Origin of the sequence: Paenibacillus sp. V4I3 (genome assembly GCF_030817215.1) — a bacterium.
Classification (GTDB): domain Bacteria; phylum Bacillota; class Bacilli; order Paenibacillales; family NBRC-103111; genus Paenibacillus_E.
Genome location: NZ_JAUSZA010000001.1, coordinates 6,954,243 through 6,966,957, shown reverse-complemented (window position 1 = coordinate 6,966,957; position 12,715 = coordinate 6,954,243). Strand labels below are relative to the sequence as shown.

General features: G+C 40.7%; 8 protein-coding genes and 1 pseudogene. 7 read left to right on the top strand and 2 right to left on the bottom strand.

What is annotated here, in order from left to right; genetic code table 11:
• Positions 1-71 precede the first annotated feature (71 nt).
• Together QFZ77_RS31950 and QFZ77_RS31945 are read left to right on the top strand one after the other, a co-directional pair.
• The gene (locus QFZ77_RS31950) at positions 72-614 is read left to right on the top strand and encodes an HD domain-containing protein (protein WP_307446165.1); all 543 of its coding nucleotides are present in this window, start codon (positions 72-74) and stop codon (positions 612-614) included.
• An 84-nt stretch (positions 615-698) separates the two neighbouring features.
• Positions 699-1,205 (top strand): GrpB family protein, encoded by a 507-nt coding sequence (locus tag QFZ77_RS31945; protein ID WP_307446162.1) that lies wholly within the window; start codon positions 699-701, stop codon positions 1,203-1,205.
• Between the two features lie 233 nt (positions 1,206-1,438).
• Here QFZ77_RS31945 and QFZ77_RS31940 read toward each other — a convergent pair whose 3' ends face one another.
• Positions 1,439-3,127 (bottom strand): methyl-accepting chemotaxis protein, encoded by a 1,689-nt coding sequence (locus tag QFZ77_RS31940; RefSeq protein WP_307446158.1) that lies wholly within the window; start codon positions 3,125-3,127, stop codon positions 1,439-1,441.
• Between the two features lie 276 nt (positions 3,128-3,403).
• On the opposite strand from QFZ77_RS31940, the pseudogene sigK reads away from it, so the two are divergent.
• The 3 genes and pseudogenes from sigK to QFZ77_RS31925 form a co-directional block, all read left to right on the top strand.
• A pseudogene (gene sigK, locus QFZ77_RS31935) lies at positions 3,404-3,925 on the top strand (RNA polymerase sporulation sigma factor SigK); the annotation flags it as partial.
• A gap of 60 nt (positions 3,926-3,985) precedes the next feature.
• Positions 3,986-4,660, top strand: a complete 675-nt coding sequence (locus QFZ77_RS31930; RefSeq protein ID WP_307446155.1) for an ABC transporter ATP-binding protein — start codon at positions 3,986-3,988, stop codon at positions 4,658-4,660.
• A 388-nt stretch (positions 4,661-5,048) separates the two neighbouring features.
• Positions 5,049-5,321: a hypothetical protein gene (locus QFZ77_RS31925; protein ID WP_307446152.1), complete on the top strand. Its 273-nt coding sequence runs from the start codon at positions 5,049-5,051 to the stop codon at positions 5,319-5,321.
• Between the two features lie 622 nt (positions 5,322-5,943).
• Here the strand turns inward: QFZ77_RS31925 and QFZ77_RS31920 are convergent.
• Entirely contained in the window at positions 5,944-9,036 is a 3,093-nt protein-coding gene (locus tag QFZ77_RS31920; RefSeq protein WP_307446149.1) for a discoidin domain-containing protein, read from the bottom strand.
• Positions 9,037-9,257: 221 nt separating this feature from the next.
• On the opposite strand from QFZ77_RS31920, the gene QFZ77_RS31915 reads away from it, so the two are divergent.
• Positions 9,258-11,045 (top strand): sensor histidine kinase, encoded by a 1,788-nt coding sequence (locus QFZ77_RS31915; RefSeq protein WP_307446146.1) that lies wholly within the window; start codon positions 9,258-9,260, stop codon positions 11,043-11,045.
• On the top strand, positions 11,038-12,624 hold the full coding sequence (locus tag QFZ77_RS31910; RefSeq protein ID WP_307446143.1) for a response regulator: 1,587 nt from the start codon (positions 11,038-11,040) through the stop codon (positions 12,622-12,624). Before QFZ77_RS31915 ends, QFZ77_RS31910 begins: the two co-directional genes overlap by 8 nt.
• Positions 12,625-12,715 lie beyond the last annotated feature (91 nt).

Genomic DNA, 12,715 nt, shown 5'->3' with positions numbered 1-12,715 from the left:
AACGGGCAGGATTCTTTAATAACAAATACCCACAAGAATATGGTAAAATATGTATTGATGGAGGGGATTACATGATTAATTTAGCTGATCTTATTGAATTTGTCAGACCATTCTATACAAATAAAGACATTATGCACGATTTGAGCCATATCGAAAGGATAATTAATTCCACAAATAAACTGTTGAAATACTATCCAGAGATTACGGACTCAGATTTGATTTATTATGGATGTTATTTTCATGGGTTTATTTATTTGCGAGAAGATTTAATAAGAGATTATTTAGAGAAGCAAGGATTGGGCGAGGATAGAATCGAAAAAATCGTCAAAACCTCTTGGGAATCTCAGAAGGATGAGATTCCAGAAACGCTAGAAGGAAAGCTGCTACATGATGCTCACATGATTGAGGGAGGAAAGACGTATCTAATCGTAAAATCATTATGTACAGGTACTGCAAGGGGACAAAGCCTGGAACAGACACTTGATTACTTCGAGAATTATGTACTTAAGCAAGGTGAGTGTTACTTGCCAGAAGCCCAGGCGATATACTTGGAGATGCAAGAATTTGCAGATGAATTTATAAGAGATTTAAGGAAAGGATTACAAACAATTTAATTACGCTAACGGATAACTATAGTTCAATCATAATGCACATGATCGGCTGTCTTATCTGTTAAAGTAGCAGGCAGGAGGGGCTTGATGGGTGCCAGTCTAATAGTACGTGAATATGACCCTAGTTGGGTTCAATTGTTTCAACAGTTACGAGGCTTTGTAATTCCTGTTTTAAGCGATTTCGTAGTCACAATAGAACATGTTGGCAGTACATCCGTTCCAGGCTTGGCAGCGAAACCGATTGTTGATATCGACGTGGTCGTGCCTAAACAATCGGATGTCCTTAAGGCTGTTCAAGGGCTAGCCACCCTTGGCTACGTTCATGAAGGGGACTTAGGAGTTACTGGACGAGAGGCTTTTATTCCACCCGTAAATGTAACCTGGCATCACCTATACGTCTGCACCATAGATAATGCCGAGTATAAGCGTCATATCCTATTTCGAGACTATTTAAGAAGTCATCCAGAGGATGCCAAACAATATGGTGATTTAAAGTTAGAACTTGCACAACGATACCAGAATGACCGTTTGGCTTACACGAATGCCAAAGGCGACTTTGTGAGAGAGATACTACAACGTGCGGGTTGGAAATAATATTTAGTTCAGCCTGTGTTATTAAGCTAACGGAAACTATAGTTCAATGAACACCATGAGAAGTGTTGTCTGAGATTAAAGTTGTTTATTTTATAATAAAGGTGTTTGTTAACGGAGTGGTTCTTTTTATGAAAGTACAAACAATAGAATATGAATTATTTAAAGCATCTGTACAAGAAAAAGATGCCCTCGCGATCCACGAAATTAAAGGCATCCTTGGAATCTAATTTTTCTTACAGTTTGAACTTGTCAACTATTTCTTGCAATTCTCCTGCCATGTGGGTAAGGGAAGATGAAGAGGACGATATTTCTTGCATAGAAGCCAGTTGCTCCTCCGCAGCTGAGGATACATTTTCCGTACCAGATGCAGCCGCTTGTGCAACCCCTGAGATCCCTTCGATGGCTAGAACAACTTGCTTGGTGCCTTCCGAGATATGCTGCGAAGCCGCAGATACTTCCCGTACTTGGATGTTCACATCATTGACAAAGCGTTCAATCTCGGCAAATAAACTGCCAGCCGTCTGCACGACTTCCATTCCTAAGCTAACTTCCTTGGTTGCCGACTGCATGGAATTTTGAGCCTTATCGATCTCACTCTGAATAGTATGGACGAGCCTCGCTATTTGTTCCGCCGATTTGAAAGATTGTTCGGCGAGCTTCTTCACTTCACCCGCTACTACGGCAAATCCGCGTCCATGCTCTCCCGAGCGAGCCGCTTCAATAGCTGCGTTGAGGGAAAGGAGGTTGGTTTGCTGAGCGATTTGAGTAATGGCTTCCGTAATTTGCCCAATTTCTAAAGACGTATTTGCCAGATGGGTAATGACCTCTGCCAAACCATCAACAGAACCACTGATGGAACCCATTTGCCCCGCTGCGGTGTGGATCGCTTTTCCACCTTCCGATGATTTTTCCGCTGCTTTTGTTGTTGTCTCGGCAACTAACTTAGCATTTGCAGTAATTTGTTGAATTTTTGTGGAAACTTCTTGAATCGTTTGTGTGCTCTCCTCAACAGTGCGAACTTGCTGATTAGCGCCGTCCGCCATTTCTTGAGCAGCACTCGCAATGTGTTCGGTAGCTTGGGTTGTTTGCTCAGCGCTTGCAGACAATTGTTCCGAGGAAGCTGCTAATTGGTTAGATGAATTGCTGACTTCAACCAGAACGGATCGCAGTGAACCCGCCATTTTATTAAGGGAACCGACCATATCACCGATTTCATCACGGTTATTAACTGTAATCCTTCCTGTTAAATCCCCGTTAGCAATCTTCTCCATAGCGCCGGCAACCTGCAGTACAGGTTTGGAAATCAGGCGGCTGATGTAAAATGCAATCGCGATTCCAGCAAATAATGCAAGGAAAGCAACGATTAACAACAAGGTTATAGAAAAATTAACTTTTTTGGTGGTGTCAATATTACCCTGATCCAATAATTCTTGTTGAAATTGAGCCAAGTCACTTCCTATTTGATTAACTTGTCGGACAATAGGTGTTCCCTGTGAAGAAGCCAATTTCATTGCTTCTTCTAATTTATTTTGCTTTTTCAACTGAATCATTTGATCTCCCAATTGAGTATATTGGGATTCCAACTGATTTAACTGGCTCAGGTATTCTCTTGCTTTTGTCGTATTTATAATCTGCTCGTAGGCTTTGCTTATTTGTTTATACTCTTCTTTTGCCTGTTGAAATTTTTGCAGGTTATTATCTTCTCCTAGCAGCAAATACGAGCGCACATTCAACTGTTCATTTGTAACTCTTTGAACAAGATCTTTCGTAAGAATTACTTTTTTAGCCCTGTCATTAATTAAGAGGCTGTAAGACGTATTAACAGACTTCAATTGAAAAAAACTGATTCCCGTGACGATGCCTAATAAAATTAAAACTACAATAAAGCCACTATAAAGTTTTTTAGCCACTGTCATTTTCATTGCTTTTTTCTCACTCCATTTGCATTATTTTTAACAAGTCTCACCCGTCCAAGCGTGGTTGAGAATCAGCCCAATAAGGTAACTGCTTGGGTACCTACCACTTTTCTTCACAAATCCTCTAGGGTCCAATAAATTGGCCACGTTTGGGATAGAGGTCAAAGCGGCGCACATATTCCATTATTCGACAAAAATCCTATCTAGTCCTTTTTAATAAATTCCATGAACATTTGTTGTTTTACGGTGCAAATAATCGAAGTGTTATAAGGGAGTACATCGCTTTGTGTTCACATCCTCAAAAAATTCGATAACACAGGGGAAGATCTCGAAGATTTAATCTCGATCGGTACGATCGGATTGATCAAAGCAATCGAGTCGTTTTCGCCAAACTAAGGGACGAAGCTGGCGACTTTCGCAGCGCGTTGTATCGAAAATGAAATACTTATGCATCTTCGCTCGTTGAAGAAAACACGTAAAGATGTGTCCTTGCATGATCCCATCGGAACGGACAAAGAGGGGAATGAAATTACGTTGATCGACATACTTGGCACGGAGGCCGATGATGTCGTGGATAAGGTGCAGCTCAAGATAGAGAAGAGCAAAATATATCGGAACTTAGAGATTTTGGACGATCGCGAGAAGGAAGTCGTTGTCGGTCGGTTTGGGTTGGAGCTTGGCGGGGAAGAGAGGACGCAGCGGGAGATTGCGAAGGAGCTCGGCATTAGTCGCTCCTATGTGTCGAGGATTGAGAAGCGGGCGCTGATGAAGCTGTATCATGAGTTTTATAAGGCGAAACGGTAAGGGTTATGAATCAGATACTTCATTTATTTGGACATTGTGCAAGTAATGGAGGTGAAGATTATGACGTTAATTCATATCGAAAATGCCAGTAAGTATTATACGATGGGCGAGGAAACCATTAGAGCGTTAGATGACGTCTCGTTAGATATTGATCATGGAGAGTTCGTAGCAATCATGGGACCGTCAGGTTCCGGCAAATCCACGCTGATGAACATCATCGGGTGTTTGGATATTGTAGATAAAGGTGTTTATGACCTTGATGGTCAAGCAATAAACTTGCTTAAGGATTTTCAACTTGCTGAGATTCGTAATCAGAAGATTGGATTTGTTTTTCAGAATTTTAACCTGCTGCCGAGATTAAGTGCCTATGAGAATGTGGAGTTGCCTTTGATTTATCGGGGAATGAGCAAAAAGGAAAGAGAGCCACTGGTTTTAGATGCACTTGAATCGGTGGACTTGCTGGATCGCAAGAAGCATTTTCCATCAGAGTTATCTGGTGGGCAGCAGCAGCGTGTTGCTATTGCGCGAACGTTGGCAGGAGATCCAGCCATCATTTTGGCGGATGAACCTACAGGAGCGTTAGATTCGAAGACAGGTGTGGAGATTTTAAACATTTTAAAGAGATTGAATTCACAAGGTCGTACGATAATCTTGATTACGCATGACATTTCGATTGCGCAGCAGGCGAAGCGGGTTGTGAGGTTTCGGGATGGGCGGTTGAATGAAGTTGTTTAGTGTTTATAAGGCCGGAACTCCAAACAAGGGGTTCCGGTTTATTTTGTTTTAGTTTCGAAAATTCAGCTTGCATAACCAATACGTCGCTGATATATAATAACACAAACAAATGTTCCTATATAGGTCAAATTCTTTTTGTAAACGGTGGCTCGATCGTATGATTGCATATAATAAGTACTATTTATTGGTAATTAAGTTCAAATCAAAGAGTTGTCCCAAAGTAGCTATAGGCTGCTTGAAGCACAGCTCTTTTTTTATAACTGCCTCCATTTTGAGTCCAGAAAAAGATTATTACTACAGTAAATAGAAATGTGCCCTCATTGTTGGTACCTCTCACTAAAACCTATAATTAACACAGAAGACAAATAGATAGTGTAGGTGTGAGCATATGAAATCCGCTACTCTGAATGAGTCGGTTGTAGAGCGGTCAACCATCGTATTCGTGTTTAAGTATTTGCCATTAGCGGCGAGCTTCATTGCTTTTCAGGATTACAATGATGATGAAAATCAAATCAAAGAGAATGAGTGGAAAATCCACGAATTTAAAGATTGGTTAGTTATTGAGCCGGGAGAGGACCACCATCTCATTTCAAGCGTAGAGGATCCTATTGTCGTTGTCTGGTGCCATGCCGGAGCGACTCGAAACAAAAATCAATTATAAAGATTTAAAGATTCGATGAGCAACATGATGGTCTTTTGGTGGGCGTGAGTGAGGTTGGATAGGTGGATGTATGGACCGGGACTCCGATGGAGTGCCGGTTTAAATTTGTTAATATACTTGGGCATTGGAATTACACCAACGTGCAGTTGAACAAAAATAATCTTCTTGAATGGCATCAAGAAAATTAGTATATCTTCTTTATTCATGCATGTGAAGAAAATTTTAAACCAATAAATTAATGCGTCCTTTCATAAGTGTGAATGTGGAAGAAAGGGGAAGATGGATCTTTACTTATATCGTTAATTGTTATCACAATGGTTTCGATCATGGCGGCAAATTATGTTCGTTCTGTCGAAGTAGTCAAGCGTGACAATAGAAATTATATCAAAGGGGGTGTTTCGATAAAGTTCTATATATGAAAAATTTGCATTTTTTTATGAATGAGCCACTGCTGATGAACGACAGAAGAAGGAAGTCGTCGTAGGCCGGTTTGAAAAAGCGTCTGGCCGCTGGGAGTAAAAAGCCGATCTCCCTACTTTCAGGAAGAATCGGCAATCATATAATTTCCGTTACCTTTCATCGGTACTAACCGGGTTCAGGAGCTTGGATATTTATATGTTTATTAATAAATATTGAACATAAGGTCTCGTTTTCCGCCGTTTTCCGTCACCCATGTTAGACCGCCGTCAGAAGAAAGCCGTTCAAAGCCCTTCGAATACGGATCGCTGTCATTATATCCAAACCCATATTTGTTGTTGATAGAACCGTCATCAACTGAATTTGGTGAACGTAGGATGAAGGCATAATGCGTATTCGTATCCAGATTGCTCAAACGGGGATAGATGGAATACGGCGTCAAATCTCCCGGAATATTATAAGGTGGCAAAGATGCACTAAAAAGAGTTTTGACTGGATTAAATTGGTCGTTTAATTGCACGATGTCAATGTACAAATTATCATTTGGGACTTGGTTGACATAACTCTCATACAGATAAATGTCCAATTTGGGTAAATCTGATTTTGTTATGTCAAACACCTGCATTCGCTGCGTATTAGAACGGATATCGCTGTATTTACTAAATGGAGCTTTACTATTATCCTGATCAATACGGAGCCGTTCAGTATTTGTAGCATTGTTATGATACGCTTCTATTTCCCCGATAACTGGCAAACGATTCGCGGAAAGAATGGATAGACGAATCTTTGATGTGGTAATGTCAGGGAAGTCGATCATCTTTAAATCACCCACCGTATAACCTTTCGTCATATTGATATAAGCTGAGCCGTCCCAATATTCTAAGGAATAATTCGCAATTCCGAAGGTTGTATTCTTTCTAAGCTCTTTAATGACGACTTGGTTTAAAGGAGTATCGGTTGCAAAATTTATTTCTATCCATTGATTGTTCGTAGTATTGGGACTCCAACTGGTTTGCGGATTTCCATCGACAACAGCCGAGCCGGAAGTGTCTCCATAAGTAGACACGGTAATTGTTTGCCCCAGCGCGAGATTTTTAGGAAGCGGAGTTGGGGTTACTCCGGTTTCACTGCTTATTTTTAGGATCGTTGAATCTTTTACGTCAAAATGTTTCGTAAACTTATCCTTAAATGTCCCAAGTCTAGTACCATCATAGACATCTTCCACGGCGTAAGTTTTGCCCTCCTGAAGCCCAAGGTCGTGAAAGGAAACCGAAATTTCGGCCGGTGCATCACTCCAATTATTCATTCCAACATAACGAGTTCCTTCTCCATCCTCAAGAAAGGTAACAGATGGGGCATGATCCTCTAAGTGATAGAAGTTGGACATCTTCACAGGTTTCGCTGCTTTTCCTTTTTGGACAAGATCCAACAAACCGCTGTTACGCAAAATTCCATATCGTTCCTCTGTCAAAAAAGGTACATTATCGCCAGCAAGCCAGCTGCCACCACCCATTGCCACCGTAGTTGCAAGAAGTTTACCATCCGCTTGGCTGTATTTATACCAAAATCCGTTTGCAAAATTTTCAGGCATGATCATGTCTGGATCGTTGTACGAATATATGGTTCCGTTGGAGAACCAAGAAGCCTGCGTATTGAAAGCTTGCCTTTCAAAGCCCGAATAGTTTTGGATGCCAATCGTGGTATCACAGCCCGATCTGCGGCCATGGGCAAAACCGCCCGGCAATAAAGGAGCTATAGATTCATCTATAAAGATAGGCCGTCCTGCCGCAAGAATCGTGTCCCGGATAATTCCCAAACCTGCTCTGTAGGCCTGCATACCATTTTGGGATGCGTCGTAGTGGGCGCCTTCCTGCATACCTACATCAAGGAAATCGATTTTTACGTAATCGTAACCCCAGTCGACGTAGCGTTGTATGGTATTACGTATATAAGTCTGAGTACCCGGATGAGTCGGGTCTAACGCGTAAGTACCGATATAGGTTTTGATCAATTTTCCCGATGAATCTTTTAGGACAGTATCCCGGAACTTATACGTAGTGTTAGGAATTTGATTATCCAGGTAGCTTTCCTGAACACTAAACGGATTGAAATATATGCCCGCCTTCAGCCCTTTGGAGTGTATGTAGTTTGCGAAGCTTTTCATAGGATCTTCACCGGGAACGCGTACCGGCCATTTTTTAGGGTCCGCCGTCCAATCGCCGTCGGCTTTCTCCCATCCCGCATCAAGATTGAAATATTGGTACCCCTTCTGCTTCAAATTCTCCGCTACATAATCAACGAGCGGGTACATTGCGTCAGCGGTCAAATAATCGTAATAGTGGGAATACCAAGTGTTATATCCGACGGGAACATTCCCATCCCATTTTAATCTGGGCTCGCCTTTTTCATAAACTGTACCGAATGTCTCTAGGCCGGTACGATAATCATTGAAATATCCCAAGAAGAATTTATCGGAGACGATGTCCTTACCGCTCTGAGACCCACCCCAGTTATATAATGAGAAGCCGTCGAGGGACGCATTAGGAGCTGGTGCTTGAATGAGTTTTTGACTGCTTTTCCAATTCTTAGTGGTGGCTGCGCCTGCTACTATCCCACGATTATTCCCTTGGTCAAACACAGCGGTAACCCAATGGCTAACTCCGTTAAAAGGTCCCCAGGGTTCATTTGCGCCATAAACTCGATCCGTCTCATTTTGGCTGTTACCAAAATTATGAACAGGTGCAACGCCAAAATCAAAATTGTTAGAATAAGGCGTAGTGAAAATCCGTTTATCCGATCCCTCACCTATATCCAGTTTTGAAGCGGAAATGGGTTCCATAATTTCGACCGTAAGCGGATTTCCGCTTTGTATTTCTATATCCGTCATAATGTAGGAATTATCGGGGTACAGATAAAAGTTTTGGATGACTGTCGGCCCTTCATCCAGTTCATTGGATATTGTCAGTAGTTGCCCGTTAGAACCGTAATTATCTTGCTTAATCTTTTTCCATGTTGCTTTTCTTTTCGCATTATCTGTCGAAGCATAACGTTGATCACGGCCAGCAGCTTTAAAGTCGGAATGGAATTGAGTAACCATCGTACTCCCGCTAAAAGCAATGTCTCCAATCCCTGTCTGTAAATTGTAGGAGATTGTGTACTGGCCGTTTGTGGCTTTAACCAGTTGATGCGATTTCGTGATGGATACGTATTCACTTGCTTTTGATTCCGCCGGAAAGACAACGAACGAAGTAAAGGTTAGACATAAAATCAACGCACCGGTTATCCAACGTATTCCCATGATATTTCCAACGCACCTCTCTAATTGTATTACGGCTCATCAATTCGTTAGCCATGAATTTATTTTAGATAATGGAGGGGGAGGGAGGAATAAAAGATTTTGTGCTTTCTATGTTAAAATTTTTGTGAAACAATATAATGAACATCAAAAATACAAATTGTTGGATTGTATATCAGATTCCCTAAGTTAGAATAAGAGAAGAATTATAGGGGGCTAGCAGCATGATTAAGCTATTCTTGAATCGAAGCATCAAAACGAAAATTGTCTGGATCAGTGTGGTTATTTCAATGATTCCGTTACTTTTGTTAGCCATGTTATTTTATAAAACCAGTACAGAATTATTGGAGACTACGATGTATCGCAACGCAGATCAGAACGCTGATTATTTGAGCGAATATCTGGATAAGTATTTCAGTAATTTTTCTTATTCGGCCCTTCAGGTATACGGTTTTAAAAATATTATGAATCTTATGGAAAATGGAAACGATTATAACAACGCAGACATCATCAACGTTAGAGACTCCCTAAGCAATTATTTCAGGCTGCTGCAGAGCCAGAACGAAGACATTATTAAAATCATGCTTTACGGGAAAAAGAATACACTCGAAGAAAGCTGGTCCAGAGCAAGTATTTACGATTCAATTCAACCGGTAAAAGAAATCCCGCATTCGGCAGATCTGTTGAATTTGCCGTTTCAACATACCTTTATGACGACTTACAAAGATTCTGTCTTAGAGCAGTCTTTTTTTGTTTATGCGATTACCGTTTACGATCCTTATTACAAGTATAAAATCGGTACCATTCTTTTTATCATACAAAATAAAGATGTTCAGAAGATAGTCGAAAAGTATAATCGAGCTTCGAATGCGATTGTCCTGCAAAACTCGCGGGGGGACATTTTTTATCAAACCAATACGAAGTATGATCAGGATATAAAAGGTTTTTCGATTCCCGCCACACCAATCAGCAAAGTTAAACGTGAGTTGAAATTTAATGACCAGCGCGAATTATTGATCGGTACATCCTATCTGGATCACGGTAACATGAAGCTGGATATTGTTTACCCCAGCACAGAATTGAATAAAAACCGTAAATATATTTTTAACCTTACTTTATTAATTCTATTTGTAGTGATCTTGATTATCTATTTATTCTCATTAATGTCGCAGCACTATATTACCAAACCGATTCAATTGTTAGGTAGGGCTATGAGCGCCCTGCGGAATGGAAATTTTGCCGTTTCGTTAAAAGTGAATGATTGGAGCGATGATATTTCGCAGTTATCAAGAAATTTTAATTTCATGACCCGAAAAATTAGCGATTTGATCGAATCGGAGTATGAAATGAAATTACGCAATAAAGAAGCGCAAATCATTGCTCTTCAAACCCAGATCAATCCTCATTTTCTGTTTAACACGCTGCAGACCATTGGCGGAAAAGCGGTGCTGAACGGAGAATATGAAATTCACGAAATGTGCAGAGCGCTAGGAGATATGTTTCGATACAGCTTCTATGAAGGGAATAAGGAATCGACCTTAGGCGCTGAATTGCTTCATATTAATAATTATTTGTATATCCAAAAGTTTCGGTTTGAGGAGCTTTTGCAAACAGAGATCGATGTGGCGGAAGAGTTTAGGGATTATCCTATGATACGCTTTGTCCTGCAACCCATTATTGAAAACGCAATTATCCATTCTTTAGGGAAGACAGTTAAAAGAGAGCTTCATCTTCACATATCTGCGATCAGGGATACCAATAACATCATAATATTGGTTAAAGACGACGGTCCTGGCATTGAAGCAAATCTACTCGCTGAAATGCAAGATGTATTAGATCAAAAATCATTGTCTGTTTATTCAGGCGTTTCGATTGGCTTGAAAAATGTACATGAGCGACTGCAAATGGTATATGGGTCAATGTATGGCATCCATGTTGAGAGCATCTTGGGCCAAGGAACTAGCGTCTATATCACCATTCCATATGCAAAGAGAGGGAATAATCATGTATAAAGTGATGGTTGTCGATGACGAACAGTGGGGAAGAAAAGCGATTTGCAAATTAATTGAAGAGCTTTCTGCAAATGTTGAAGTTGTCGCAGAAGCCAAGCATGGGGAAGAAGCGCTACAGCTGCTACAGTACAGCAAGCCTCATATTGTTGTGACGGATATGAATATGCCGGTTATGGATGGTAAACAATTTTTGGAAAATCTCTTTAGGCTGCATAAGGAGATCAAGGTCATTGTTATCAGCGGGTATTCGGAATTTGAATATTTAAAGGCAGCCTTAACGTACCAGGTGTGCGATTATGTCCTTAAGCCCGTATCAATTCTGGATTTGAAGAACGCCATCACTAAGGCTATAGAGACTATACAAAAAGATGTGGATGATCTTCAGCAGCAGTATCATGCGAACTCGGCTTGGAAATTAAAGCGGGAGGTTTTTTTGCAGCATGTTTCCCAAAAGCGAATTTCGAATCAGTCTGATATGGCGAAGCAATTGCAAGGTTTTAAAATCGTCCATGCTTTTGAAAAATACCGTATGGTCATGTTGACATTTCGACAGTTTAATGAAGTGGCAGTAAGTAAATTTCACGGCAACGCCGATTTACTAATGTTTAGTCTGGAAAATATTTTGTCTGACATTCTCAAAAGTGATGTTCCGTTAATGTTTACGGCCGACGACAGGATGAAATTGTGTGTAATTATGCCTTCGGCTTACTTGGAGGCCGCGGGTATCGGGGATATATTAGGCGAGTTTCAACATGCTGTGCTCGATATGCTAAAGGTGAACATTGTTGCAGGAATCAGTCGTGCGTATGAAAGGTTAGAAACACTGCCTGCCGCATATGATGAAGCGCTTACAGCGCTGTGGAATAATAAATTCCATATATCCAGCTTGTTCGTTTCTACGGCAGACTCAATGATTGCGCCCTCCCATGCAGAGATCCTGACTATCTTTGATTTGAAGACGATGAAGCAGGCATTCGTTAACAAAAATGAGAAGGTAATCCAAAGTATGCTTGAGCATTTCTTGCGAAAAATTGCTCTTTGCAAGGATATTCTTATCCAAGAGGTTCATTTTGAGTATATACAATTGTCGGAAATCATAGCTAGTGGTATGAAGGAAATTTCTTATTCCAATCAGGCAATTTCTGATTTTCAAGTCCTTCAGCATGTGCTGGATATAGAAGAATTAACGATATGCATTCATAAGTTGAGTACTCTGATTTCAGAAGCTTTCTTGCATTTGGGCGATCAAGATTCCTCGTTTCCGGTGCATGAGATTACCAATTTTCTAAGCAAGCATTATTTTGAAGAATTAAGCTTGGTCGATGTGGCCATGAGGTTTCACCTTGATCCTAGCTACTTTAGTAAGTTGTTCAAGGCATTCACCAATGAGAACTTTATCGAATATTTGACCAGGCTTCGTATGGAGAAAGCATGTGAACTGCTCAGTTCATCCGACCGAAAGGTTAATGAAATTGCTGAATTAATCGGTTATGAAAACCAAAGGTATTTTAGTCAAGTGTTTAAGAAATTCACAGGTCAAACGCCCACGGAATACCGGGAATCGAGTGAAAGCGTATAGGAATTACAAAATAATGAACATCTGCTTCACAAGATTTTGTATTACTGCATCAAGAGCATTTCGATACAATCAGAAACAGATGAACGATACG